This window comes from Paraburkholderia sp. BCC1876 (assembly GCF_902833695.1).
Classification (GTDB): Bacteria; Pseudomonadota; Gammaproteobacteria; order Burkholderiales; family Burkholderiaceae; genus Paraburkholderia.
The window spans coordinates 125,859-152,830 of record NZ_CADFGI010000002.1 but is presented as its reverse complement, the minus strand read 5'-3'; the positions used below and the strand labels follow the sequence as shown (position 1 = coordinate 152,830).

Sequence of the window (26,972 nt, the reverse complement as noted above, 5' to 3'; positions counted from 1 at the left end):
CCTTCGATGTTAAAAATAGTCCGGTTGGCTTTAACCCGGCCCTACACGTTCATCGTGCTGGCGCTGCTGATCCTGTTGATCGGCCCGCTTGCCGCGTTGCGCACGCCGACGGATATCTTTCCCGACATCCGCATTCCCGTGATCAGCGTGGTGTGGAACTACGCCGGCCTGCAACCGGACGACATGTCCGGGCGGATCGTCAGCTACTACGAACGCACGCTCGGCACGACCGTCAACGACGTCGCGCATATCGAGTCGCAATCGTTTCGCGGCTACGGCATCGTTAAGATTTTCTTCCAGCCGACCGTGGATATCCGCACCGCCACCGCGCAGGTCACCTCCGTGTCGCAGACGGTGCTCAAGCAGATGCCGCCCGGCACCACGCCGCCGCAAATTCTCAACTACAACGCGTCCACGGTGCCGGTGCTGCAACTGGCGCTCACCAGCAATACGCTCGACGAACAGAAACTCGCCGACTACGCGACCAACTTCATTCGTCCGCAATTGCTGAGCGTGCCGGGCGTGGCGATTCCGACGCCGTACGGCGGCAAGACTCGTGAAGTGCAGATCGACCTCGATCCGCAGGCCTTGCAGGCGAAAAAGCTCTCGGCGAACGACGTTGCCACGGCGCTCGCGCAGCAGAACCAGATCATTCCCGCCGGCACCGAAAAGATCGGCCGCTTCGAATACAACATCAAGCTGAACAACAGTCCGCTCGCGCTCGACGAACTCAACGCGCTACCGATCAAGACCGTGGATGGCGCAACCATCTACATTCGTGATGTGGCGCACGTACGCGACGGTTATCCGCCGCAAAGCAACGTGGTGCGCGTGGACGGGCATCGCGCGGTGCTGATGAGCATTCTGAAGAACGGCTCGGCGTCGACGCTCGACATTATCGCGGGCGTCAAGGCGCAACTGCCGCGTATCGAAGCAACCTTGCCGCCGAGCCTGAAGCTCGTCACGATGGGCGATCAGTCCACCTTCGTGAAAGGCGCGGTCAGCGGCGTGGCGCGCGAAGGCGTGATCGCCGCCGCGCTGACCTCGCTGATGATTCTGCTGTTCCTCGGTAGCTGGCGCTCCACGGTGATTATCGCGGCGTCGATTCCGCTCGCGGTGCTGGCCGCGATTGCCGGCCTTGCCGCGATGGGCGAAACACTCAACGTGATGACGCTCGGCGGCCTCGCGCTGGCGGTCGGGATTCTGGTTGACGACGCCACCGTCACGATCGAGAACATCAACTGGCATCTGGAACAAGGCAAGGACGTGAGGAGCGCGATTCTGGACGGCGCCGCGCAGATCGTCGCGCCTGCGTTCGTGTCGCTGCTGTGTATCTGTATCGTGTTCGTGCCGATGCTGCTGCTGAACGGCATTGCGCGTTTTCTATTCGTGCCGATGGCCGAAGCCGTGATCTTCGCGATGATCGCGTCGTTCATTCTGTCGCGTACGTTTGTGCCGATGATGGCGCAATACCTGTTGCGTCCGCATGCATCGGGCGGCCACGCGTCGGGCGAACTCGCCGCCGTGATGGACCCGCACGGCGGCCACTTCCACGCGCCGCGCTCGCGCAATCCGCTGGTGCGTTTCCAGCGCGGCTTCGAACATCGTTTCGAGCGCGTGCGTGGCGTGTACCGGATCGTGCTGGGTCTCGCGCTCACCCACCGCAAGCGCTTCGTGACGGGGTTTCTGATCGTGGTCGGCGCGTCGTTCCTGCTCGCGCCGTGGCTCGGCCGCAATTTCTTCCCCAATATCGACTCGGGCGAAATTGCGATCCATGTACGCGCACCGATCGGCACACGGATCGAAGACACGGCCGCGCAATTCGATCAGATCGAAAACGCGGTGCGCCGCGCGATTCCGCCGGATCAAATGCGCAGCATCGTCGACAACATCGGCTTGCCGAACAGCGGTATCAATCTGACCTATAACAACAGCGGCACGACCGGCCCGCAGGACGGCGACATTTTCGTTTCGCTGAACGAGGACCATCAGCCGACCGCGGACTACGTGCGCACCTTGCGCGAAACATTGCCGCGCCAGTTTCCGGGGACGACGTTCGCGTTCCTGCCGGCCGATATCGTGAGTCAGATTCTGAATTTCGGTGCGCCCGCACCGATCGATCTGCAGGTCGCCGGGCCGAACCAGGCGGCGAATCATCGCTACGCCAACGAAGTGATGCGCCAGATGCGGATGATTCCCGGCATCGCCGATACGCGGATCCAGCAAGCTTCCACCTATCCGCAATTCACCGTCTCCGTGGACCGCTCGCGCGCCGATCAGCTCGGCATTACCGAACAGGACGTCACCAACTCCGTGGTGGCGAGCCTGTCCGGCACGAGCCAGGTGTCGCCGACTTACTGGCTCAATCCGAAGAACGGCGTGTCGTATCCGATCGTGGCGCAAACGCCGCAATACCGGATGACGTCGCTGTCGAACCTCAGCAATCTGCCGGTGACCAGCAAGGCCGGCCAGGCGCAGATTCTCGGCGGCATTGCGACGATCACACGCGGCGTGGGCGATGCGGTCGTGTCGCACTACAACATCGAGCCGCTCTACGACGTGTTCGCGACGACGCAAGGTCAGGACCTCGGCGCGGTCGCCGCGAAGATTCAGACCATCGTGCACGCCACCGCGAAAGACGTACCGAAGGGTTCGATCGTCACGCTGCGCGGCCAGGTGCAGACCATGAACAGCGCGTTCCTCGGTCTGTCGCTCGGCCTGCTCGGGGCGATCCTGCTGATCTTTCTGCTGATCGTCGTGAATTTCCATTCGTGGAGCGATGCGTTCGTGATCGTCACCGCGTTGCCCGCGGCACTGGCCGGCATCGTCTGGATGCTGTTCACCACGCACACGCCGCTCTCGGTGCCGGCGCTGACCGGCGCGATTCTCTGCATGGGCGTGGCGACCGCCAACAGTATTCTGGTGGTGAGCTTCGCGCGCGAACGGCTCGCGGTGACCGGCAATGCGCTGGTCGCCGCAATGGAAGCCGGCTTCACGCGCTTTCGCCCGGTGCTGATGACCGCGCTCGCCATGATCATCGGCATGGCGCCGATGGCGCTCGGCCTCGGCGACGGCGGCGAACAGAACGCCCCGCTCGGTCGCGCCGTGATCGGCGGTCTGATCTGCGCGACGTTCGCCACGCTGCTGTTCGTGCCCGTCGTCTTCAGTCTCGTGCACCGGCGCGATGCCGCCGGGCACGATCATTCGCCCGCTTCTTCTCACGACCACTCTTCATCCGAACCCGGAGTCCATCATGTCCACTGAGATCGAGATCAATTCGCCCAAACGGCTGCGTCATCTGAGGCTCGTCGGTATCGTCGCGCTGCTGGTCGCGGCGGGCATCGTGGCGAGCGGTATCGCGAGCCGCGTCCACGCGAAGCAGGAGTTGACCACCTGGTCCGCGCAGCAAGCCGTGCCGACGGTGGTTGCGTACACACCCAAACACGACGCCGACGCGCAGGCGCTGGTGTTGCCGGGACGTCTGTCCGCCTTCGTCAACGCGCCGATCTATGCGCGTGTGTCCGGCTATCTGCACGCGTGGTACGCGGATATCGGCACGCATGTCAAAGCCGGCCAATTGCTTGGGGTGATCGACACGCCGGACCTCGATCAGCAGTTGCAGCAGGCGCGCGCCGATCTGCAGAATTCGGTGGCCAATGAAAAACTCGCGGCGTCCACCGCGCACCGCTGGACGGAGATGCTGAAACAGGACTCGGTTTCGCAGCAGGACGCCGATGAGAAGACCAGCGACCTCGTCGCAAAGCAGGCCACGGTCGCCGCGGCCCAGGCGAATGTGGGCCGCCTGGAAGCGCTCGAATCGTTCAAACGCATTACCGCGCCGTTCGACGGTGTCGTCACCGCACGCACGACCGATATCGGCGCGCTGATCAACGCCGGTGGCGGCAATGGGCCGGAGCTGTTCTCGGTATCCGACGCTCGCCAGTTGCGCGTCTATGTCAGCGTGCCGCAGGATGAAGCGGCCGCGATCCAGCCCGGTATGAGCGCAACGCTCACCGTGCCGGAACGTCCGGGCGTCAAGTTCAACGCCAAACTGGTCGATACCGACGACGCGATCACGCCGTCGTCCGGTACGTTGCTGGTGCAACTATCGGTCGACAACAAAGACGGCGTGTTGATCCCCGGCGAGTACACCGAGGTGCATTTCGATTTGCCGACCAATGCCCACGCGTTGTCGATTCCCGCGAGTTCGCTGATTTTCCGGCAACACGGCTTGCAGGTCGCCGTGGTCGGCAACGACAACCGCGCGGTGCTGAAACCCGTATCGATCGCGACCGATCTCGGCACGCACGTCGAGATCGCGTCGGGTCTGAACCCAAGCGACCGCGTGATCGACAACCCGCCCGACTCACTCGCCTCGGGCGATGAAGTGCGGCTGCAAGGCACCCCGGGCACGGCGCTGGCGGAGCGCCGCGCAGCGGAGAGCACCCATGGATAAACGCCGCTTGCGCGTTGCGAACGTGGCGAACGTTGCAATGGTTGCCTTAGCCGCCGCGCTGCTGGTGAGCGGCTGTTCGTTCGCACCGGTCTACCATGCGCCGGCCGCCAGCATTCCCACCACGTTCAAGGAAGGCGGCGCCTGGCAACTCGCGCGGCCGGCCGACCGCGTGCCGCGCGACGCGTGGTGGACCGTGTATCGCGATCCCGTGCTCGATCATCTGGAACAACAGGTGGCAGCGGCCAACCCGAATGTCGCCGCCGCGATGGCGCGTCACGACGAAGCCACTGCATATCTCGCGCAGGCCCGCTCGGGATTGTTGCCAACGATCGGCGCGGAAGCGTCGGTCGAACGTCAGCGGCAGTCGGATAACCGCCCGCTGCGGGGCACGGGACAGCCTTCGGTGTACGGCACCAATAACGTCGACGTCGGCATCAGCTACGACCTCGATCTATGGGGCAAGATCCGCAACGAAGTGGCTGCCGGCAACGCGGCGGCGCAGGCCAGCGAGGCTGATCTCGAATCGGTGCGCCTGAGCCTGCAGGCGGATCTGGCTAACGCGTATTTCAATCTGCGCGGGCTCGACGCGCAACAGCAGTTGCTCAACGATACGATCGCCACCTACCAGCGCGCCCTCACCCTCACCATGAGCCGCCATGCCGGTGGGATTGCGTCGGACCTCGACGTGTCGCGCGCGCAGACTCAGTTGGATACTGCGCGCGCCTCCGCCGACGATATCGCCGCGCGCCGCGCGCTCTACGAACATGCGATCGCCAGCCTGACCGGCCAGCCCGCGTCGATTTTCGCGCTGGCGCCGGTGACGGCGACGACCTATCTGCCGTCCATTCCGACCGGCGTGCCGGCCGCGTTGTTGCAGCGGCGGCCCGATATCGCGGCGGCCGAGCGACGCGTCGCGCAAGCGAACGCGCAGATCGGCGTGGCCAAGGCGGCGTTCTTCCCGGATATCTCGCTCGGTCTCGACGGCGGTTATCAAAGCGACACGCTTTCGCCATGGTTGATGGCGCCCAACGAAATCTGGTCGGTGGGTCCGAGTCTCGTCCTCACGCTGTTCGACGGTGGCCGCCGTGAAGCGATGACCGATCAGGCGCGCGCCAAGCTCGCCGAGAACGGCGCGAAGTACAAGGCGACCGTGTTACTCGCGTTCCAGCAGGTGGAGGACAACCTCGCGCAACTGCATCATCTCGGCGATGAAGCCACGCAGCAGAACGCCGCGCTGATCGCCGCACAACGCACGTTGACGCTGTCGATGTCGCGCTATCGCGACGGCGTGGTCAGCTATCTGGACGTGGTGACCTCGCAGACCACCGAGCTGACCACGCAGATCGATGCGTTGAACCTCGAAACGCGGCGTTTGCTGGCTTCCGTGGGCTTGATCGAGGCGTTGGGTGGCGGCTGGTCGGCGGACGGCGCCAAGGCCGCGCCTGAGGTTGAGGCGATGCCACTTCGGGCGATGCCGGTTGCCGTGGGCGCTTCCAGTACTTCTGGCGCCTCTGCCGCAGTCGCCCCCGCAGGTTAAACGAGCGACTGCCTTCAACAACGTTTTGTCGCAAACCGTTGCGGCCGCAAACAAAAAAACGTCGTGGGTTCTCTGAACCCGCGACGTTTCTTTTTCTTCTTTCAGGCGCGCCCCTTCAGAGCCGCGCCTGTGGCACGCCTTAGAACCGGTGCCGCACGCCCACCGCCACGACCGCTTGCCGGTCGCTCGACGAAGCCGCCAGCGAATAGATCGACGCATTACCCAGCACCGCGATCCCATCCGCGCCCGTCACGTGCTGATAGGTGCCTTCCAGATACAGATCGGTGCGGCGCGACAGCGCGTAATCGGCCTGCAGCATGAACTGGTTCCACTTCGGCGAGTAGCTCTGTCCGCCCGTGCTGAAGTGACCATCCGTGAACGTATACGAGCCCCCCAGCGTGAACGCCGGCGTGATCGCGTAGCGGGCGTTCAACTCGTAGTTGTTGAAGGTCAGCAGATCGCCGTTGAGCGTCGAATACGCGCCGCCCTGCGTGATCTGATGCGGGTCGTTGAGCATGGTCCGCGTGAAAACGAGGCCAAGCGTCGCCGCGCCGAACGTATAGCGTCCCGCCGCGCCGAGCACGCGCTGACGCGCGCCGGTGAACACCGCGTCGCCGTCGCTGCTGCTCACCGCGCCGCCGGTATTGGCCGGCTGGTTGACGCCGCCCGGCTGGTTGATCTGCAGGTACGCGACCGCCAGGTTGAACGGACCGCCCGCCCACTGCGCGCCGAGACTGTACGCGTTGTTGTTGCTGAAGCCGCCCGCCGCATTGCTGAACGCGTACGCGCCGCCGACGGTGACCCCGTAGTAGGTCGCGCTGCGGTATTTCACCGCGTTGTTCATGCGCAGGTCGTTGTTCAGGTTGTCGTTATCGAACGGATGGTCGGCGATATTGCCGCCGAAGCCCGAACCGGTCGCCGACAACGGCGCCACGAAGTCGACCAGGAAGTCGTATTGACGGCCCAGCGTCACCGTACCCCACTGCTTGCTCGCGATCCCGACCCACGCCTGACGACCGAACTCATCGCCGCCGTTGGAGAACTTGCCGCTGTCGATATTGAAGCCGTTCTCGAGATCGAAGACCGCGCTCAAGCCACCGCCCAGATCTTCGTTACCGCGCAGGCCCCAGCGGTCGGTACTCACGTTGCCGCTTTCCATCATCCAGTTGCTTTTGCCGCCGTTAGCCGACTTCTGATTGCTGATGTAGTCGAGGCCGGTGTCGAGCGTCCCGTAGAGCGTCACGCTGCTTTGCGCGTGTGCCGCCGCGCCGAGGGTGCTGGCCAGCGCGACGAGTGTGGTTGCGAATGCTTTATTCATGTTTGATTCCGGGTAAGAGAAGGCACCGGTCCGCGCAAGAACGGACTGGTCCCGCACACCGTACGGGTAGCCGCAATGTAAATAGCGGCGGTGACACACCCGTGATCAAAACCGGTCGTTTCATGAAACGTTTTTTATGTTCATGACATGTCCGCGACGGACCGATGAATCAGCGCCTCGCCGACGCTCCAGCAGATAAATTTCTTTTCATGCACACACGGCCGATCCGCTAACGCCGCTTGACTATCCTTCTCATCAACCGATCCACGAAACCCTTGAGGTTCGCGCATCGGTGCCACCCAACCTGATTTATGAGGATTACGAACATGAAATATCTGACGCTCGCCATCGCTTTCATCGGTGCAACCGCAACGGCTTCCGCCTTCGCTCAATCGACCACTGCGCCGACGCAACAGAACGCCGCGCCGGCCATGCAAGTGGCGGCGAACACCACCAGCACCACCGGCAACGTGACGGGCTCGTGGGTCGCGCCGTACGGCCAGGCCACGCCCGGCAAGACTCGCGCTCAGGTTTATCGCGAACTGGTGCACGCCGAGAAGGACGGTCAACTGGCGTATCTGAATTCGACGATTTACGCGCACTGAGATGCTTCTGCTGAACCCCAGCCGACGGCGCGCCATGTGGCCGCTGTCGTCTGGACTCGCTTGACTGCCCATCGCAACGCTCTGTATTGACACCCCCATATCGATGACTCTTCGCACCGCGATCAAACGAACCGCTTCGTTCGCCGTCGCCGCCGTGGCTGCTGGACTGCTGTTATCCGGCTGCGCGACGAGCACCACACCGACCTCCGCCGACAATTGCGTCGGGCCGCCCAGTTACTGCAACATTTACTTTGGTTCATGAAAAAAGAGAGCGCTACCCTTTCGGGCAGCGCTCTCTTTCATTTGGTGCGAGTACTTTGTGTTTTAGAACGAGTGACGCAGACCGACGCGGCCCACCACCTGCTTACCGTTCGACGATGGATCGAAGCCGGCGATTTGCGCGACCGCGCCGCCACTGGCTTTTTGCAATGCCGCGAGTGCGTAGACGGCGGTGCGTTTCGACAGTTCGTATTCCGCGCTCAGGTTGAGCTGCTGGTACTTCGGTTCCTGGTTGGTCGCGTGATCGCGGCCATCCGTGTACGTGTAACCGGCCGCGAGATTGAGCTGGCTGGTGGCGGCGAAAGTGCCAGCGAATTCATAGTTCTGGAACTTGACGTCCTGACCGGCATCGCCTTGCTGGAAGTCGACGTTGGTGAAGTTGCCCATCAGCTTGAACTTGTCGAACTGATAGGACGCACCGGCCGCGAAGATGCCCTGGCTGCGCGCATTGGCCAGGTAGTTGCCGTACACCGCGTTGGTGAAGCCCGAGCCGTTCTGATAGCTCTGGACAGCCTGTTCCGGGTCGTTGACACGCAGATAGCCGGCGCCGATCGAGAACGGCCCGTTCGTGTACGACGCGGCCGCGCTATAGGCGGAGTTATTCGAGAACTGGCCGGCCTGGCCGCCGAACGAATAGAGTGCTTCGCCGGTGAAGCCGCCGATAGTGGGACTCGTGTACTTCACGGCATTGCTGATGGCGAAGCCGTTATCGAGGTTGTCCATATCGTTCGGGTGGGAGAAGTACCAGCCGCCGTAGCTGTCGTTGAGCGAGTACGGCTCGATCAGGTCGACGAGCGGATCCCATTGACGGCCGAGGGTGACGGTACCGAACGTCTGGCTGTCGAGACCCACGTAGGCATTACGGGAGAAGGCGAGGCCGCTGCCGAGGTTGCCGTTGCTCGAGTTGAAGCCGCTTTCCAGATCGAAGATCGCGTCGAGGCCGCCGCCCAGATCTTCTTTACCTCTCACGCCCCAGCGGCTGCCGGCGCTGACGCCGCTGGCCATCTGATAGAGGTGGTTGCCGTTGACGTTGCTGGCGAAGTCGATACCGGTATCGAGAATGCCGTAGAGCGTGACGCTGCTTTGCGCATGCGCGGTGGTTGCCAGGCCGGCGCATAGCAGGGCTCCGAGCAAGTGTGCCAGCTTCATCTTCTGATTCATGAATCACCTTTCGTTTAAATAGGATGCCTGATAGCTGTGGGGGCTTGTTTTTTCGCTGCCACGGGGGTGAATATAGCTATGCTGGAAAGCGGTGCCGCTGCAAGACAGAATTTCAGTTTGTGCGTTGGGTTTTTCATTAATTGATCATTGACCATGGGGTTTTGCCAGGTTTTGGTTTTGGGTTTTTTGCTTGGTTTGTTGGTCTTTTTTTTGGCCTTTCCTTGTGTTGGTAGTGGTCTATTAGCGATCCCCCTGTGCGGGGGGGCACCTACTTTTCTTTGCCTGCCGCAAAGAAAAGTAGGCAAAAGAAAGCGGCTCACACCGCTAATTCTGAAGTGGGTTTCGTGGTCCACCACCGGGAGTGGTGCATCTGGAATCCGTGCTCTCGCACACTCCGCTTTCGTGACAAAGGCGTCATTCATCCCGCCTCGCGCAATGCGCTCGCCGGAACGGTCGGCCTTGAACCGGACGCTTCGCCTTTGTGTGGTGGGAGCCGTCGGCTTCGCCTCGGCGAAGCGGCAAGAATGGACCGGCATGGCCCGAAAAGTACTACCGGCTTCGTGAACGACCGCGACGGCGCGCGTAGCGCCGCCGGAAGAATGACACCTTGTCACCGGCGCGGAATGTGCGAGAACACAGATTCCAGATGAGCCACTACGGCGGCTGCGCGGGAGACCCGCTTAGCAGGGGCCATGCTTGAACGACCGCCGCGGCGCGCGCAGCGCCGCCGGAAGAATGACGCCTTTGTCACCGGCGCGGAATGTGCGAGAACACGGATTCCAGATGAGCCACTAACGTGGCTGTGCGAGAAACCCGCTTAAGAGTTAGCGGTGTGAGCCGCTTTCTTTTGCCTACTTTTCTTTGCGGCAGGCAAAGAAAAGTAGGTGCCCCCCCGCACAGGGGGATCGCTAATAGACCACTACCAACACAAGGAAAGGCCAAAGCAGCAGAAACCAAACCCAGACCGCCGAGCAGGCCAAAAAGCCCCATCAAGCACCAACAGAAACCTGATACCCAAACCGACTAACAGTCTCAATCCGAACCTCAGGCACAACCCCAAGAATCTTCCTCCGAAGCCTGGACACAACAAGATTAACGCTAGAAGGATCAACATCATCCTTCTCGGGCCACGCGTAGCGAATCAACTGATCCCTGGCAACAGGCGCATTCACCTGCCGCAGCAGGCACTCGAGCAAAAGAAACTCCCGCCGCGTAACCGCCACCCTACGCCCCCCAAAAACAAGTTCCCGAGTCGCAGCATCGAGCGAAGGCACTTCAACAGAAGAACCCCCAGCGACAGACATAGAAGCCCCGGAAGCCGAGCCCCCACCAACACCGCCACCGCGTCCCACCCTCTGTAAAGCCTGCATCCGCTCATGCATTTCAATAAACGAATAAGGCTGACAGAAACACGCATCCGCACCAGCCCGCAAAATCCTCGTCCGATCCTGCGCAGAAGCACCCCCCAAAACAGCCACAATCGCCGCCCCGCTCCCCGCACCCGCAAACTCCGCCACATACTCAAGCAGCGCAGAATAAGCGCCCCCATCCAGCACCATCAAAACAATCGCGTCGAACGACTCCTGCCCCGCAAGAAAAACCCCATCCCGCAGATCGTCGGCGCGCTGCAAACTATGCGCACTCTCCTGCAGCGCCTTGAAAAGCCACGCCGCTTCCGGATGCGACGGCCCCACAAACAGGACGCGCATTCACCCCCCCGTCATGACAAGAAAAGCACGCAAGCTCATGCCAACGTCCTCGACCAGCATTCGATGGAAATCTTCGCGCCCGGCTCCGCATTGCCGATCTTCATCGTGAAGTCATGCACCCGCATCACCGCGGAAACAATGCTCAACCCAAGCCCCGATCCGGACAGATGCCGGGTACTCTCGCCACGATAAAATCGCTGCAACACCGCGTCGCGCTCATCGGCGGCGATGCCCGGACCGTTATCGATAATATCCACCTGCGGCCCCGCGGACGTCTGCCGAAGCTCCATCCGCACCACACCCCCTGCGGGCGTGAACTTGATTGCGTTGTCCACCAGATTGCTCAACGCTTCGAACAGCAACGCACGATCGCCATGAATCGCTTCAACCGGTTGCGCATGCACCGAAAGTTGAATCGCCCGGCTCTCCGCGAGCGGCTCGTAAAGCTCGCCGACTTCCTGGATCAACGTCTCCAGTTGCACTTCACCAAATCCGCCGCGCCGCTGCAAGGTGCCAATCTCGGAGATCCGCAACATCGCACGAAAGCGGTCGAGCAACGCGTCAGTCTCGGTGCGGGCGCGCTCCACCAGCGTCGACAATTCGGCGTCATCGAGCGTTCCGGTGTGCTCCGCCGCGTGCGCGAGCAAGGTCCGCACATGCGCCAATGGCGTGCGCAGATCGTGCGCGATGCCATCGCAAGCGCCCTTCACTTCGTTCATCAGGCGCTCGACTTCGGCCAGCATATGGTTCACCAGATGCGCGAGCATATCCACTTCGTCGCGCCCGCCAATCGGCAAACGCTGCGCGAGATCGCCCTGCGCAATACGCTGCGTGACGCGGCGAATTGCCTTGAGCCGGCGCATTTGCCGCACGCTCAACGCCAGGCCGCCGGCCACGCCCGCAAGCAGACAGACAATCCCGCCGCTCACCAGCGCGTCGATCACCGCCTCGCGAATCCGCAGAATATGCGTGAGATCGCGCGCGATCACGAGCGTCGAACCGTCCTTGCGTCGCTCGGCCATCGCGCGCACAACCGGCGCCTGATCGTTACGCCCCATCGAGAGCGCCAGATCGAGCGTCTTGCCTTTACGCGTGGTGGGCAACTGCGTCGGATACACCAGTACGTCGCCGGCAATCAATTGACCGTCCGGAGCGAACAGGCCGTAGTAATTCGTGTGCATGCGCTCGTGCTCGATGCGCCGGTGGATCGCATCGGCGATACCGGTGTCCGGCAGCGAGTCGAAGTAGATCAGTTGCCAGTCCATCACCACATCGGTTTCGCGCTCCATATCGCCGGTCACGGCCCAGCCGATGAAGCCCAGTAACAGCATCACCGAAAATGAAAAAATGACCGCGTAAATGGAGAGCAGGCGAAAGGTGGTGGAATGCCAGCGCCGCCCGAGCGCAGATTGAGCGGGGAAGGTTGTGTCCATCAGGAAGATTGGTTCATGCGAGGATATAGCCCGAGCCGCGCACAGTCTGGATCATTTGCGTCACGCCAGGTGGGTCGATTTTTTTGCGCAGACGGCCCATATGCACATCGATCAGATTGGTGCCCGGATCGAAGTGATAGCCCCACACCGCCTCGAACAGCATGGTGCGCGTAATGGTCTGGCCGGCATGGCGCATCATGAATTCGAGCACGCGGTATTCGGTGGGCAGCAGCACGATCTCTTCGCCGTCGCGCTGTACCTTGCGTGAAATCAGATCGAGTTCGAGCGGACCGACCCGTAGATGAGTCTCGAGTTGCGCGGCCGGCGTTTGACTGCGGCGCAGCAGCACTTCGAGGCGCGCGGTCATTTCTTCGGGATCGAACGGCTTGGTCAGGTAATCGTCGCCGCCGGCACGCAGACCGCGCACCCTTTCGTCGACGTCGCCCAGCGCGCTCAGCATCAGCACCGGCGTTTGAATGCCGATGCTGCGCATGGTGGTGAGAATCGTCAGACCGTCCACGCCGGGCAGCATGCGGTCGAGCGTGATCACGTCGTAGTCTTCGCTGATCGCGCGCGCCATGCCGTCGCGGCCGTTGGCCACCCAGTCCACGGTGAAGCCGCGGCTTTTCAACTCACCGACAATTTCATTCGCGGTAATTTCGTCATCTTCGATCGTGAGTACTCGCGACATGATCAATGCATGCGCCGCAGCCAGCTCTACCGATGCAAGCGGCGGGCGCGACCGGTTATCAGTAGGAGGACATGATGCCATATTCGGCTTGCGCATTCAGTGCACGGGCGTGCGCTTCGGCGGCTGCCGACGCTAGCCGCGAGTGCATCCCAGCAGGCTACGCGGGGTCGCATGGCGGATGAATATCCGCTTCATGAAGAAATATTTAAGTTTGGCCGCAAGAACGCCAAAGGCGCTTAAACGCGGTTGAAACCCGCCGCGCGCCTCGATAAAACATATTTCATTTTGCCGACGCCGCTTCGGTATACCGCCTCCACTAGCCTACAGCCATCCCGCCGATCGTACTGGCGGTCCGACTCGATCCTTCTCGTGGATGGTAAAAAATGAAACTCGCAACGAAGACCCTGCTCGCCTCCCTGTTGCTGATCGGCAGCGCATCGGCCATGGCCGCGCCCGGACTCACGCAGCAGCAATGCAACGATTATCCGTTCACCCAGCTAAAAAGCGAAGTGACGCACAAGCAATTGATGAACGAGCTGGGCGAACTCGAAGCGGTAGGCTACAGCCCCAGCAACGACGACGACGACTATCCGAGCGACCTCGAAGCCGCCCAGCAGAAGCTGCAAGCCGAATATCGCGCGGACTGCATGCCGGCCGCGCCGCATGTGTCGGCCAGCGCAACGCAGTCGCCGGTTGGCACGGCGACGCCCGCAGCGGCGCAGGCGGTGGCGAATCAGCCGGCGGGCTGAGCGTCGCATGACGCGACGCCGTGTGGTTCAACGCATGGAACGCCTGGCGAAAGGCCTGAAGCTACACGAGCATCACGAGCTACACGAGACGTTGCGAACTGGTTGAGCCCGCAACGTCTCCGTCAACGCCCGTTCGTGAACTGCGCGCGTTCGTTCTCACCCGAACGTGCTCGCTGCGCACGCCTTTCGTCGCGCTTGCGATGCAGCGCTGCCAGCCGCTTTTTGCCGTGCGTGAGCGACGCGATCGCATGGAACGCGACCGGCGCGAACACCAGCCCGAACACCGTGGCCGCCAGCACGCCGCCGAACACGCCGGTGCCGATCGACCGGCGGCTCTCCGCCCCCGCACCGCTCGACAACACCAGCGGCACGACACCGAGCAGAAACGCCGCGGACGTCATCACGATCGGCCGGAAGCGTGCGCCCGCGGCTTCGGTCACGGCCCGCGACAACGGCATGCCGCTCTGATACAGATCGCGCGCGAACTGCACGATCAGAATCGCGTTCTTCGCCGCCAGGCCGATCACGGTGATCATGCCGACCTTGAAGTACACGTCATTGGGCATGCCGCGCAACAGCACCGCGCTGACCGCGCCGATCACGCCGAGCGGCACGACCATCAGCACCGCGAGCGGAATCGTCCAGCTTTCGTACAGCGCGGCAAGCGCCATGAACACCGCCATCAGCGACAGGCCGATCAGCATCGGCGTGAGCTTCGCGGCCGCGGTTTCCTCGCGCGCCGCGTCGACCCAGTCGTAGCTGACGCCGACCGGCAACGACCCGGCCAGCCGCTCCATCTCCGCCATTGCCGCGCCGGAGCTATAGCCGGGCGCCGCGTGGCCGCTCACGTCAAGTGACGGGTAGCCGTTATAACGCGTCAGCATCACCGGGCCGATGGTCCAGTGGCGGGTTGCGATCGCCGACAACGGCACCATGCCACCCGTCGTGTTCGGCACGGCGAGCGCGAGCAGATCGTCTTCGGTCATGCGGGTGGCGGCGTCGGCGGAAATCACCACGCGCCGCATCCGGCCGCCGGCTGGAAAGTCGTCGATATAGGTGGAGCCGAAGGTGCTGCCCAGCACGTCGGAGAGGCGTTCGAACTGCACGCCGAGCGCGTACGCTTTGGCCCGGTCGATGATGAGCTCGACGCGCGGCGCGTCGGGCAGATCTTCCGAATGCACCGAGGCCAGCATCGGACTCGCCTTGGCCTGCGCGAACAGTTGCTCGCGCGCGGCCTTCAGCGCGTCGAGCCCCACCCCACCGCGATCCTCGAGCCGGAACACGAAGCCGTCCGAATGGCCGATGCCCGGCACCGCGGGCGGCAATTGCGCTTCGACGTCGCCGTCCAGAATCTTGTCGAACTTTTCGTTGAGACGGTCGCGCAACACCAGCGCGTCGGTGTCGCGCTTGTCCCAGTCCTTGAGCTCGACGAAGCCCATGGCCACGTTCTGCCCACTGCCGGCAAAGCTCCAGCCGATCACACTGGTGACGTTCGCAATTGCCGGCTCGGCATGGAGAATCGCTTCCATACGCTTCACCACGGCCAACGTACGCTCCTGCGTGGCGCCCGCGGGCAATTGCACCATGACCTGCAACTGACCTTCGTCCTCGCTCGGTAAAAAGCCGCCGGGCATGTGCCAATACAGCGCGCCGCACACGCCGACCAGCACGACATACACGGCCAGCATCGGCCCGATCCGGCGCAGCATGCGCGCGGTCAGCCCGCGATAGCCGCTCGCGGCGCGATCGAAACCAGCGGTGAAACGGCTTGCCGCGCGCGCCGCGAAGCCGAGCAGGCCACGCCGCGCCTCGCGCTGGTGCACCGACTTCGTGTGTGCCTTCAGCAAGTTCGCGCACAACGCGGGCGTCAACGACAACGCCATGAACGACGACACCAGCATCGACGCGATCATCGCCACCGCGAACTGCCGGTAAATACCGCCGACGCCGCCCGGAAAGAACGCCATCGGCACGAACACCGCGGTCAGCACCGCGGTCACGCCGATAATCGCGCCGCCGATCTGCGACATCGCCTTGCGGGTCGCCTCGCGCGGCGGCAGGCCCTCCTCTTCCATCACGCGATGCACGCTCTCCACCACCACGATCGCATCGTCGACGAGAATGCCGATCGCGAGCACGAGGCCGAACATCGTGAAGACGTTGATCGACAGGCCGCACGCGTACATGGCGAGAAACGCGCCCATCAGCGTGACCGGAATCACCACGGTCGGCACCAGCGTGTAGCGCAGATCGCGCAGAAACAGCCACATCACGAAGAACACCAGCACCACGGCTTCCGCGAGCGTGACGAGCACTTCATGAATGGCGATCTGCACGAAGTGCGCGTTGTCGAACGGAATTTCGACAGCGACGCCGCTCGGCAAGCCCTTCGACAATTCCGCGAGCCGCGCGCGAATCGCATTCGAGGTTTCGAGCGCGTTACCGCGCGGTCCCAGTTGAATGCCGACCGTGGCCGATGCCCTGCCGTTCAGTCGCGAATAGAACGTGTAATTGTCGCGCCCGAGTTCGACCCGCGCGACGTCGCGCAGACGCACCGCCGAACCGTCGGGCCGCGCCTTGATGACGATCTGGCCGAATTCCTCAGGCGAGATCAGTTGCCCTTTGACGCTCACCGAGGCTGTTAGCTGCTGCCCCGGCACGAACGGCGCGTCACCGATCGCGCCCGCCGTGACGGTGGCGTTCTGCGCGCTGATCGCGGCGTTCACCTCGGTCGGGCCGATGCCGTACTCGCGCAGTTTCATCGGATCGACCCACACGCGCAGCGCTTCGTCGGCGTCCCACAGTTCGGCCGCGCCCACGCCCGGCGCGCGCTTCAGTTCGCGCAGCACGTAGCGGCTCAGATAGTCGCTCAATTGCACCGAGTCGCGCGTGCCGTCCGTGGACGTGAGCGCGACCAGCATCAGGAATGTATTGGCCGCCTTGAAGACGCTGATGCCCTGCTGCACGACCTGCTGCGGCAAACGCGGCTCGACCTGCTTGAGCCGGTTCTGGATGTCGACCAGCGCCAGGTCCGGATTGGTGCCGGGCGAGAAGGTCGCGTCGATTTCGAGGTTGCCGAGGTTGTCGCTCGTGGTCTCGTAGTACAGCATGTTGTCCGCGCCATCGAGACTCTCCTCGATGATGCTGCCGACGTTCCCATCCACCACCTCGGTCGACGCGCCCGGATAGCTCGCGGAAATGACGATGCGCGGCGGCGCCAGACGCGGATACTGCGCCACCGGCAGTTGCGGAATCGCGAGCGCGCCTGCCACGACAATGGCAAGCGCGACGATCCACGCAAACACCGGACGGTCGATAAAGAAGAAAGGCACGCGTTAGTCCTTTCAGGGAGGCGTGATTGGCGTGACAGGCGCGAAAGCGGGCGCCTCGGCGAGGCGCGCCATATGCAGCACATCGGCCAGCACGCCATCGCGCAGCGCATAGCCGCGCGAACGGCCTTCTTCGACAAAGCCGAACTTGCGATACAGCGCGATGGCCGGGGCGTTGTCCGCGTACACCGTGAGTTCGATGCGACGCAACCCGAGCGCGCCGTCGGCGCTGTCGACCAGCGCCCGCACCAGCGCCGTGCCGACGCCCCGCCCATGATACGCGTCGTGCACGCAGATCCCGAGCTCCGCGCCGTGCGCGCGCGCGCGCGGGTAGACACTCAGCCCGGCGTGGCCGACCAGTTGCCCGTCCAGCCATGCGCCGACCGTCACGCCCTTGCCGAGGCGCCGCTCGTGCCACGCGGTGATCTGCTCGACGCTGCGATAGCCGAGCTGCAATGTACCGCGCCGTACGCCGGGCTGGCTCATGATCGCGGTGAACGCTTCCATGTCGGACGGCTCGCAGGCTTTGATCGCGATGCGATTGTCGAGCGCCGTGGCCTCGCTCTGCAACGTGTCGTTTGTCATGGCTTCGCTCCGTTGCTGTGCGTCGCGTCCGCTTTCAAAGCAGACGCAGCCGGGCCGGACATCAGCGGCGCGGGTTCCTGAAAACGCGCCATGATGAGACTGTCGATCAACACGCCGCGCCGCAGAACCACACCACGCTGACGCGCTTCGATCTCGAAGCCGAACTTGTGATACAGCGCCAGCGCCGCACGGTTATCGGCAAACACGTTCAGTTCGAGACGGCGCAGGCCGAGCCAGTTGTCGGCAAGATCGAGCAGTTCGACCATCAGGCGGCGGCCGATGCCGCGCCCGTGCCAGGCGTCGTGCACGCAAAGGCTGAACGAGCCGACATGCGCGCGGCGCCCTTTCATGGGCGACAGTTGCGCCGACCCGACCAGCGTGTCGCCGACCGTGGCCACCATGGCAATCGTAGTGGGATCGATTTTGCTGATCGACTCGCGCGTCTGCGCGAGCGACTCGAACGGTACGTGCGGGTTGCCGTCGACCACCGCCGGCAACTGCAGCAAGGCGTGGTATTGCTCCGAATCGGTGGGACGCAACGCGCGCAGCGTCAGTCCCTCGGGCAAGCTCTCAGAATCTGATTTTGTTTTTGAGTGTTGATCCATAGGCCTATAACGTCAATTCGAAGGACCTCACCAGAATGCCGGGCAGTTGCATGCCGCCCGTCGCGCGCTCGCCCCACGTCGAGTCGCTCAATAGCAGTTCGGCCTGCGCGCCGAGTTGTTCGAGTTCGCTGCCGAGCAGCCGGTACAGACTGTCGTCGAAACGCATGGCTTCGAGCGGTGCGACGATCTCGCCGTTTTCCACCCAGAAGGTCGCGAAACGCGTCATGCCGGTCAGGCGGCAATTCATCCGGTCCGAGAAATTCACGTACCAGAGATTGCCGATATAGAGGCCGGTGCCGAGTTTCGCCAGCACGTCTTCTTCCGGCAGGTCGCCCGCTTTCATGGACAGCGCGACCGGCGACTCGCTCGCCAACGCGCCGTTCGGCGTTAAACCGTATTCGCGCGCGCTGCGTGCGTTGGTCAAACGTTCGGCGCTATGGCCGGCTTCGATCAGCGGGACGCTGTCGCGCAGATAGCCGTCGTCGTTGAAGCTGGGCGTAATGCCGAGACTCAGATCTTCGCTGATCGAAACGCGCGGGTCGACTACGATTTCTCCCACATGCAGTTTGTACAGCTCGCTGCGCGAACTCGCCTGCGCGCGTGCGGAAAAACCGCTCCACGACGCGACGCCGAGCAATTCGGCGAGCGCGGCGGGTGCGATCCACGCGCGGTAACGGCCCGGCTCCAAAGCGCGCGGTGTGCGCGCAAGCACTTCGAGACGCGCGGCGGCCTGCTCCACCTTGCGGTTGAACACGGCGTCGCTCCAGTCGTCGCCGGCATAACTCGTTTTGATCGCGCGGCCGCTCGGGTCGTACAGCGACCAGCTAAAGTTGAAGTTGTCGACTTCGTACCAGCCGCGGCTGCCGCTCGTGGATGCGAAGCCGCGCACGATCGTGCCGCCCGCGTAAAAACCCACGAAATCGAGGCCTTCCGCCGCTTGCGCGACAGTGCGCAACAAGCCGTCCGGTTCCGGCAATTTGCCGGAGCGTTGCGTGGCGCGCGACCATTTCGAGGTATCGAACAGCAGATGCGGATCGTCTGCGGCATCGCGCAAGCCTTCGCGCAACGTGGCGAGCGCGGCGCTCACTTCGTCGAGATCCTGTTGCAGATCGCCGCACACGGTCAGCGTGGAATACGCCTGACGCGCGCCGTCGATCAGGCGCAAGGTCAGCTTGCCTTGCGACACGCTGCCGGTCTGCCGCACTTTGCCCGTGTTGAAGCGGATAAAGTCGGACTGTTCACCGGCAAACGAACTGAGCGTGGTTTCGCCGTCTTGCTGCAGGCGCTCGATCGCGTCCGCCAGCGACGTGAAATGCGACTGCCAGTCGACCGACGTCGTGGCGCGCGAAGCAATGAACTGGTTCATCAGGCGCCTCCGAACACGTCGATATCGCTAAACACGCAAGCCGGTGAGGCATGCCCCACGCGAATGATCTGCGCCGGTTCGCCTTTGCCGCACATCGACGTGCCATACACCTCGCGCGTGCCGGTATTGCCGACCGCGCCCAGACTGCGCCAGAAATTCGCCGAGATGCCGCGATAATTCGGCTGCTTGACCACCTGCGTGAGCTTGCCGTTCTCGATCAACTGGCCGAATTCGCAGCCGAACTGGAATTTGTTGCGATGGTCGTCGATCGACCAGGACGTGTTGGTGCGCATCAGAATGCCGTGTTCGATATTGCCGATCATCTGCTCCAGCGAACTCTCGCCGGGTTCGATGTTCAGGTTCGCCATACGGTCGATCGGCGGACGGTTCCAGTTCGACGCCCGCGAGTTCGCCACGCCGGACATGCGCGCGCGTTGCTGCGACAGCGCGCCGCCCAGCGGCCGTTCGAGTACGCCGTTGCGAATCAGGAACTGCTTGTCGGCAACGGTGCCGTCGTCGTCGAACGCATACGAGGCGGCTTCCTCACGCAACTCGGGGTCGAAGGTCACGTTCAGCAGTTCCGAGCCGTAGCGGTAAGAACCGAACATGTCCTGCTTGACGAAACTCCAGCCCGCGAAATTGCGTTCGTCGCCGAGAATGCGGTCGAGTTCGAGCGGATGACCGATCGACTCGTGAATCTGCAGCATCATCTGATCGGGCATTAGCAGCAGGTCACGTTTGCCCGACGGGCAGTTCGGGGCGGCCAGCAATTGCAGCGCTTCATTGGCGACGCGCACGCCGGACCCTTCGAAACCGAAGCGCGCGAGCACTTCAATGCCGCCCTGCCCGAGCGTGCCGTAATTGCCGCCGAGCGTGCGCACCTGCGTGTCGCCGTTCGCATGCGCGGCCACACTCAGTTGCGGCATCACGAAGCGGAATTGCTGGTCGATCCGCACGCCGTCGCCGGTCATGTAGAGCTGGTCGGTATGCGTGATCTGCACGCCCGCCACACGCTCGACGATCTTCGCATCGAGATTGGCGCTCGCGCATTCGGCGGCCAGCATGTCGAGCCATTCGGCACGACTCGGCAACGCGCGTTGCGCATTCGGCGACACGTAGTGGCCGCTCGCGGTGGGACGCGCCACCTCGCGATGATCGATCAGCGACAACGCCGCGCTCGCCTCCGCGCGCGCGGTGGCGATATCGAGCGCCGCCTGCAGGCCCGCCGCCGTGAGATTCGCGGTGGCCGCATAGCCCGAACCCGCGCCCACCCACGCAATCAACATGGCGCCGCGATCGCGCACGGTGCGCAACGGCTGCGCAATGTCGTTGCGGATCTCGTGATCGTCGATCTGCTCGTCCACAATGCGCAGCGACCAGAACGCCGCGCGGCTTGTCAGCGTACGGGCGGCTTGCGCCCAACGTTCGTCAATCATTCACGTGTCTCGTAGATCTCGTGGAAAGCGATCAGGCGGTCGGCTCCGGCACGATCATGGATGAGGCCAGCAGCGACTGCGTGTAAGGATGCGACGGGGCATGCAGCACGTCGAGCGTGTCGCCCGCTTCGACAATGCGGCCCGACTTCATCACGATCACGCGGTGCGCCATGGCGCGCATCACCGCCAGATCGTGCGTAATGAACAAATAGCTAAGCTTGTACTTTTTCTGCAGATTTGTCAGTAGATTCAGCACCTGTTTCTGGATCGACACGTCGAGCGCGCTGGTCGGCTCGTCGAGCACCAGCAGTTCCGGCTCGACAGCCAGCGCGCGGGCAATCGCGATCCGCTGACGCTGGCCGCCGGAAAACTCGTGCGGATAGCGCAGCATCGCGTCCGCGGGCATGCCGACTTCTTCGAGCAAGCCGCCGATGCGCGCGCGCCGCGCTTTCGCATCGAGTTCCGGACTATGCATGACCAGACCTTCGCCGATGATCTGCTCGACCGTCATACGCGGCGACAGCGAGCCGAACGGGTCCTGAAACACGACCTGCATGCGCGCATAGAGCGCACGGCGCGATTTCGCGGTCTTCAGCGAGGCGAGCGGCAAACCGTCGATATGAATCGCGCCGGCCGCCGGTCGCTGCAGACCGAGCACGGTTGCCGCGAGCGTCGACTTGCCGGAGCCGGATTCACCCACAATGCCGAGCGTTTCACCGCGCCGCACGCTCAGATCGACGTCCTGCACCGCGCGGAACGTCGAGCGGCCGAACAGCGAACGCCAACCTTTCGCAGACATGCTGTAGTCGACCGCGAGCCCCTGCACTTCGAGCAGGCGCGGTGCGCCCGGCTCGACCGGCTCGACCGCGCGCTGCGGTTCGCTGTCCAGCAGGCGCCGCGTGTACGGATGCTGCGGATGGGAGAACAGCGCTTCGGTCGTATTGGTTTCGACCAGTACGCCCTTTTCCATCACCGCGACACGCTGCGCGAAACGCTTCACCAGATTCAGATCGTGCGTAATCAGCAGCACGGCCATGCCGCGTTCCGCCGCTTCCTGCTCCTGCAACGAGATCAACAGATCGACGATCTGCTGACGCACGGTGACGTCGAGTGCGGTGGTCGGTTCGTCGGCCAGCAGCAAACGCGGACGACACGCGAGCGCCATGGCAATCATCGCGCGCTGACGCTGCCCGCCGGACAGTTGGTGCGGAAAGCTGTCGATGCGCCGTTCCGGCTCGGGAATGCCCGTGCGGCGAAGCAGTTCGATGCCGCGCTGACGCGCCGCATTGGGCCGCAAGCCTTCGTGCAAACGCAGGCTCTCGGCAATCTGCTTGCCGATCGTGAAGAGCGGATTGAGCGCGGTCATCGGCTCCTGAAACACCATCGCCACATCGGCGCCGCGCAGACCACGCATCTGCTGCTCGGTTTTCTGCAACAGGTCCTCACCGTCGAGCAGCATGCGGCCGCTCAGTTCAGCATGTTCGACCAGACGCAGAATCGACAACGCGGTGACGCTCTTGCCCGAACCGGATTCGCCGACCAGCGCGACACGCTCGCCGCGCGCGATCGAGAGACTGAGTTCATGCACGGCGATCTTGTCGCCGAACTTGACGGAAAAGCGGTCGATTTCCAGCAAGGGCCGGCCGTTTTGCACGTTACCGGGACTCTGTCTGGCGCTCATCGCGGACCTCCACCGAAAGCGGAACCACGCGAACGGGTATCGAGCGCGTTACGCAAAGCGTCGCCCATGAAGGTCAGCAGCAACAGCGTGATCACCAGCGCAGCAAACGCCGACACCGAGATCCACCATGCGTCGAGATTGTTCTTGCCCTCCTGCAGCAACTCGCCGAGGCTCGGCGTCGGCGGCGGCACGCCGAGACCCAGAAAGTCCAGACTGGTCAGCGACAGAATCGCCGCGCTCATGCGGAACGGCAGGAACGTGATGACCGGCGTCAGGCTGTTCGGCAACACGTGGCGCCACATGATCTGCCAGTTCGACAGCCCCATCGTGCGCGCCGCTTTGACGTAATCGAGCGAACGGTTGCGCAGGAATTCGGCGCGGACGTAGTCGGACAGCACGAGCCAGCCGAACATGGACAGCAGAATGAACAGCAGCCACAGCGTCGGTTCGAAAATCGACGCGAAGATGATCAGCAGATACAGGTCCGGCATCGAACTCCAGATTTCGATCAGGCGCTGGCCGATCAGATCGGTGCGCCCGCCGTAGAAGCCCTGCACCGCGCCCGTCAAAACGCCGATCGCCACGCCGGACACCGTCAACGCCAGCGCCATCAGCACCGACAGACGGAAGCCGTACAGCAGCCGCGCCAGCACGTCGCGGCCGAACTGATCCGTGCCGAGCCAGTTCGACGAGGTCGGCGGTGCCGGATACGGATTCGCGGCGAAGTAGTCGATCGTGTCGTAGTTGAAGTGATTCGGCGGATAGATCGCGAAGTTACCGTTCGATTCGAGCCGCGAGCGGATATACGGATCGAGGTAGTTCGCCTTGGCCGGGAAATCGCCGCCAAACAACCTTTCCGAATAATCCTTCACGATCGGAAAGTAGTAATGGCCGTCGTAACGCACCATCAGCGGCCGGTCGTTGGACAGCACCTCGCCGAACAGACTGATGACGAACAGCGTCACGAAGATCACGAGGCTCCAGTAGCCGAGACGCTGCCGCTTGAAGCGCTGCCACGTACGCCGCCAAGGAGACGGTGACGCCGCGTGCGCCGCACCGGACATGTCAGCGGTCCAGGCGGTTGAATTGGATGCGGGGGTCGACGAGGACATAGCAGACGTCTGCGATAAGTTTGGTTACGAGGGCGATCAGCGTGAACAGGAACAGCGAACCGAGTACGACGGGGTAATCACGGCGGATCACCGAGTCGTACGACAGTTGGCCCATGCCATCGAGCGAGAACAATGTTTCGATCAGCAGATTGCCGTTCAGAAACGCACCGACGAAGGCCGCCGGCAAACCGGTCAGCAGCGGAATCGCGGCATTGCGCAGCACGTGTTTCCACAACACGTCGCGCTCCGGCGCGCCCTTGGCGCGCGCGGTCAATACGTATTGACGGCCGATTTCTTCGAGAAAGGTGTTCTTGGTCAGGATCGTGACGATCGCGAAGTTGCCGACCACTGAAGCCGTGACCGGCAGCACGATGTGCCACAGATAGTCGAGTACTTTGCCGAAGGTACTGAGGTCGCTGAAGTTATCCGAGGTGAGGCCGCGCATCGGAAATACCTGCCAGAAGGTGCCGCCGCCGAACAGCATCAGCAGCAGCACGCCGAGCACGAAGCCGGGAATCGCGTAACCGGCGAGCACCAGCACGCTCGTCACCGTGTCGAAGCGCGAGCCGTTGCGAATCGCTTTCGAGATCCCCAACGGCACCGATATCAGATACGTGAGCATCACCGTCCACAACCCGAGCGTGATCGACACGGGCAGTTTGGCGCGGATCACGCCCCAGACGCTTTCGTGCTCGTAGTAGGACTGGCCGAGATCGAAAGTCGCGTAGTGCTTGAGCATCAGCAGATAACGTTCGAGCGGCGGCTTATCGAAGCCGAACTGCTTCTTGATCTGCTCGATCTGTTGCGGATCGACGCCCTGGCTGCCGTGATAACCGCCGCCCCCTGCCCCCGCCTCTCCGCCACGGCCAGTGCCGTGGCGGAGTTGCGTCATCACCTGTTCGACCGGCCCACCCGGCACGAACTGCGTGACGACAAAGGTCAGCGTGACGACGCCGAGCAGCGTCGGCACCATCAAAAGCAATCGTCTGAGAATGTAGGCAAGCATGCGGGTCCTCAGTGGGCCGTGGCCGCTGATGCAGCGGTGGCAGCGGTGTTGTTTGAAGCGGACTGGGTGGTCGGGGCTTTGACGTACCAGTAGTTGATCACCCAGTCTTCGTACTGGTACGACATCGGCACGGTCTTCGGAAAGCCGAGCGTGGTCTTGTAGCCGATTCGCGCGCCTGGCGAGTAGTACTCGGGCACCAGATAGAACGAATAGATCAGGACGCGATCCAGGGCCTTGGTCGCGGCTTCCAGATCGTCGAGATTGTCGGCGGACAGCGCAGCGTGAATCAGCGAATCGACGGCTTTCGAACGAATGCCCGGATAGTTCTCGGAGCCGATTTCCGACGCGGCCGCGCTGCCGAAACGGCGCGTCAGTTCCGCGCCCGGAATCGTCACCGGCGGATAGATGAACGTGGTCATGTCGTACTCGAAGTTGTTGAGCCGCTTCTCGTACAACGCGCTGTCGATCTCACGCATATGCGCCTGAATGCCGAGCGTGCTGAGCGCCTGCATATACGGCAGGATCAGGCGGTCCATGCCGGGCTGGTCGTCCATCACCTCGATCACCATCGGCGTGCCGTTCTCGTCGCGCAACGCGCCGTCGCGATAGTGCCAACCGGCTTGCGCGAGCAGATCGCGTGCGGCGCGCAGATTGCCGCGCAGCGAGTTCGGCGGAATCGTGTCCGGCTGCTTGAGCATCGGGCCGAATACTTCGGGCGGCACTTCGCCCTTCAGCGGTTCGAGCAAGGCCAGTTCCTTCGGGCCCGGCATACCGGTCGCGCCGAATGGGCTCGCTTCGAAATAGCTGTTGGTGCGCCGGTACTGACCGTAGAACATCATCCGGTTCATCCAGTCGTAGTCCAGCGCCATGGTCAGCGCCTGACGCACGCGCGGATCCTTGAACATCGGCTTGCGCAGATTCATCAGCATGCCCTGCATCTGCGCGGGACCGTCGCTGAAATCGCCCTTCTTCAACAAGCCGTTGTCGAAGTTCTTGCCGACGTATTTGCGTGCCCATTGAGTGGCGCTGTACTCGACGATCGCGTCGGCGTCGCCGGCCTTGAAGGCTTCGAGTTGCGTGTAATGGTCGCGGTACAGCTTGAACGTGATGCGCTCGAAACGGAACATGCCACGCCGCGACGGCAGATTCGCCGCCCAGTAGTCAGGATTGCGGCGATACGAAATCTGCTTGTCGTTCTTGCGGTATTCGATCAGATAAGGGCCGCTGCTGATCGGCGGCTGGGTCGCGATCTGGTCGAACGGCGGGCGTTTGCCGTCGGCCTGCATGCCCCACTTCGGCGAGAAGATCGGCAGATCGCCGGCAATCAGCGGCGCGTCGCGCTCGGCGTGTTTGAAGTCGAAACGGATCGTGTTCTTATCGATCACCGTCGCGCTTTTGATCACCGAGAACTGCGCGTTGAAAACCGGTGAAGCGTGCGAGCTCGTCAACGTGTCGAACGAATATTTGACGTCGGCGGCCGTGATCGGGTCGCCGTTGGAAAAGCGCGCGGCGGGATTGATATGGAAGGTCGCGGAGCTGAGGTCCGCGGCAACGTCGACGTTGTCCGCGATCAGCGGGTATTCGGACGCGAGTTCGTCCCAGCTACGCTGCATCAGCGTGTCGAACATCAGGTTCTGAATGTCGGGCGCAGGGGCGCCGCGTAACAGAAACGGATTCAGCGAATCGTAGCTTTGCAGTTCGTTGTAGTTCTCGAAACTGAGCGAACCTTTGGTCGGCGCGTCAGGATTCGCGTAGTCGAAGTGCGTGAAATTGTCGGGGTATTTCGGCTGATCGTATTGCGCGATCGACGGTTTCGCCTGCGCCACGTGCGGGATCGCAGCGAGCACGACCAAAGCGCCGAATGTGCCATTGGCTAGTGCAGTCGTCATTGACACGCGTGCGGCGCGGCGCATC

At 62.9% G+C, this 26,972-nt stretch carries 20 protein-coding genes; 5 read left to right on the top strand and 15 right to left on the bottom strand.

What is annotated here, in order from left to right; genetic code table 11:
• Positions 1-6 precede the first annotated feature (6 nt).
• Genes HWY05_RS07130 through HWY05_RS07120 form a run of 3 tightly spaced genes read left to right on the top strand, consistent with a single transcriptional unit; the run spans position 7 to position 5,993 of the window.
• On the top strand, positions 7-3,264 hold the full coding sequence (locus tag HWY05_RS07130) for an efflux RND transporter permease subunit (RefSeq protein ID WP_176057892.1): 3,258 nt from the start codon (positions 7-9) through the stop codon (positions 3,262-3,264).
• On the top strand, positions 3,254-4,456 hold the full coding sequence (locus tag HWY05_RS07125; RefSeq protein ID WP_035551412.1) for an efflux RND transporter periplasmic adaptor subunit: 1,203 nt from the start codon (positions 3,254-3,256) through the stop codon (positions 4,454-4,456). Before HWY05_RS07130 ends, HWY05_RS07125 begins: the two co-directional genes overlap by 11 nt.
• A 37-nt stretch (positions 4,457-4,493) precedes the next feature.
• Complete coding sequence (locus HWY05_RS07120; RefSeq protein ID WP_176058421.1) at positions 4,494-5,993, top strand: efflux transporter outer membrane subunit; 1,500 nt, start codon at positions 4,494-4,496, stop codon at positions 5,991-5,993.
• Positions 5,994-6,132: 139 nt separating this feature from the next.
• Here the strand turns inward: HWY05_RS07120 and HWY05_RS07115 are convergent, their stop codons facing one another.
• A complete protein-coding gene (locus HWY05_RS07115; RefSeq protein ID WP_035551415.1) occupies positions 6,133-7,311 on the bottom strand; it encodes a porin in 1,179 nt (392 codons plus the stop codon).
• 326 nt (positions 7,312-7,637) lie between these two features.
• Here HWY05_RS07115 and HWY05_RS07110 point away from each other — a divergent pair, with 326 nt between their 5' ends.
• The gene (locus HWY05_RS07110; RefSeq protein ID WP_176057891.1) at positions 7,638-7,916 is read left to right on the top strand and encodes a DUF4148 domain-containing protein; all 279 of its coding nucleotides are present in this window, start codon (positions 7,638-7,640) and stop codon (positions 7,914-7,916) included.
• A 324-nt stretch (positions 7,917-8,240) separates the two neighbouring features.
• Here HWY05_RS07110 and HWY05_RS07105 read toward each other — a convergent pair whose 3' ends face one another.
• From HWY05_RS07105 to HWY05_RS07085, 5 genes are all read right to left on the bottom strand, one after another.
• A complete protein-coding gene (locus HWY05_RS07105) occupies positions 8,241-9,338 on the bottom strand; it encodes a porin (protein WP_176058420.1) in 1,098 nt (365 codons plus the stop codon).
• A 32-nt stretch (positions 9,339-9,370) separates the two neighbouring features.
• Positions 9,371-9,778 (bottom strand): hypothetical protein, encoded by a 408-nt coding sequence (locus HWY05_RS07100; RefSeq protein ID WP_176057890.1) that lies wholly within the window; start codon positions 9,776-9,778, stop codon positions 9,371-9,373.
• Between the two features lie 567 nt (positions 9,779-10,345).
• On the bottom strand, positions 10,346-11,065 hold the full coding sequence (locus HWY05_RS07095) for a response regulator transcription factor (protein WP_176057889.1): 720 nt from the start codon (positions 11,063-11,065) through the stop codon (positions 10,346-10,348).
• Positions 11,066-11,100: 35 nt separating this feature from the next.
• Complete coding sequence (locus tag HWY05_RS07090; RefSeq protein WP_051980547.1) at positions 11,101-12,498, bottom strand: HAMP domain-containing sensor histidine kinase; 1,398 nt, start codon at positions 12,496-12,498, stop codon at positions 11,101-11,103.
• A 13-nt stretch (positions 12,499-12,511) separates the two neighbouring features.
• The gene (locus HWY05_RS07085; RefSeq protein WP_035551424.1) at positions 12,512-13,189 is read right to left on the bottom strand and encodes a response regulator transcription factor; all 678 of its coding nucleotides are present in this window, start codon (positions 13,187-13,189) and stop codon (positions 12,512-12,514) included.
• A gap of 383 nt (positions 13,190-13,572) precedes the next feature.
• Here HWY05_RS07085 and HWY05_RS07080 point away from each other — a divergent pair, with 383 nt between their 5' ends.
• Positions 13,573-13,938, top strand: a complete 366-nt coding sequence (locus HWY05_RS07080; RefSeq protein WP_051980548.1) for a DUF4148 domain-containing protein — start codon at positions 13,573-13,575, stop codon at positions 13,936-13,938.
• A 122-nt stretch (positions 13,939-14,060) separates the two neighbouring features.
• Here HWY05_RS07080 and HWY05_RS07075 read toward each other — a convergent pair whose 3' ends face one another.
• The 9 genes from HWY05_RS07075 to HWY05_RS07035 are packed head-to-tail and all read right to left on the bottom strand — an operon-like array spanning position 14,061 to position 26,947.
• On the bottom strand, positions 14,061-17,270 hold the full coding sequence (locus HWY05_RS07075; protein ID WP_176057888.1) for a multidrug efflux RND transporter permease subunit: 3,210 nt from the start codon (positions 17,268-17,270) through the stop codon (positions 14,061-14,063).
• A 12-nt stretch (positions 17,271-17,282) separates the two neighbouring features.
• On the bottom strand, positions 17,283-17,852 hold the full coding sequence (locus HWY05_RS07070; RefSeq protein WP_176057887.1) for a GNAT family N-acetyltransferase: 570 nt from the start codon (positions 17,850-17,852) through the stop codon (positions 17,283-17,285).
• Positions 17,849-18,418 (bottom strand): GNAT family N-acetyltransferase, encoded by a 570-nt coding sequence (locus tag HWY05_RS07065; protein ID WP_347880800.1) that lies wholly within the window; start codon positions 18,416-18,418, stop codon positions 17,849-17,851. The genes HWY05_RS07070 and HWY05_RS07065 overlap by 4 nt, the downstream gene beginning before the upstream one ends.
• 43 nt (positions 18,419-18,461) lie before the next feature.
• Positions 18,462-19,823 carry a TldD/PmbA family protein gene (locus tag HWY05_RS07060; RefSeq protein ID WP_051980549.1) on the bottom strand — a complete coding sequence of 454 codons (1,362 nt, stop codon included), beginning with the start codon at positions 19,821-19,823 and terminating at the stop codon, positions 18,462-18,464.
• On the bottom strand, positions 19,823-21,259 hold the full coding sequence (locus HWY05_RS07055) for a TldD/PmbA family protein (RefSeq protein WP_176057885.1): 1,437 nt from the start codon (positions 21,257-21,259) through the stop codon (positions 19,823-19,825). Before HWY05_RS07055 ends, HWY05_RS07060 begins: the two co-directional genes overlap by 1 nt.
• Positions 21,260-21,290: 31 nt before the next feature.
• On the bottom strand, positions 21,291-22,940 hold the full coding sequence (locus tag HWY05_RS07050) for a dipeptide ABC transporter ATP-binding protein (RefSeq protein ID WP_176057884.1): 1,650 nt from the start codon (positions 22,938-22,940) through the stop codon (positions 21,291-21,293).
• Positions 22,937-24,052: an ABC transporter permease gene (locus HWY05_RS07045; RefSeq protein WP_035551433.1), complete on the bottom strand. Its 1,116-nt coding sequence runs from the start codon at positions 24,050-24,052 to the stop codon at positions 22,937-22,939. Before HWY05_RS07045 ends, HWY05_RS07050 begins: the two co-directional genes overlap by 4 nt.
• Complete coding sequence (locus HWY05_RS07040) at positions 24,006-25,058, bottom strand: ABC transporter permease subunit (RefSeq protein ID WP_176057883.1); 1,053 nt, start codon at positions 25,056-25,058, stop codon at positions 24,006-24,008. The genes HWY05_RS07045 and HWY05_RS07040 overlap by 47 nt, the downstream gene beginning before the upstream one ends.
• An 8-nt stretch (positions 25,059-25,066) precedes the next feature.
• Positions 25,067-26,947 carry an extracellular solute-binding protein gene (locus HWY05_RS07035; RefSeq protein WP_244146542.1) on the bottom strand — a complete coding sequence of 627 codons (1,881 nt, stop codon included), beginning with the start codon at positions 26,945-26,947 and terminating at the stop codon, positions 25,067-25,069.
• Positions 26,948-26,972 lie beyond the last annotated feature (25 nt).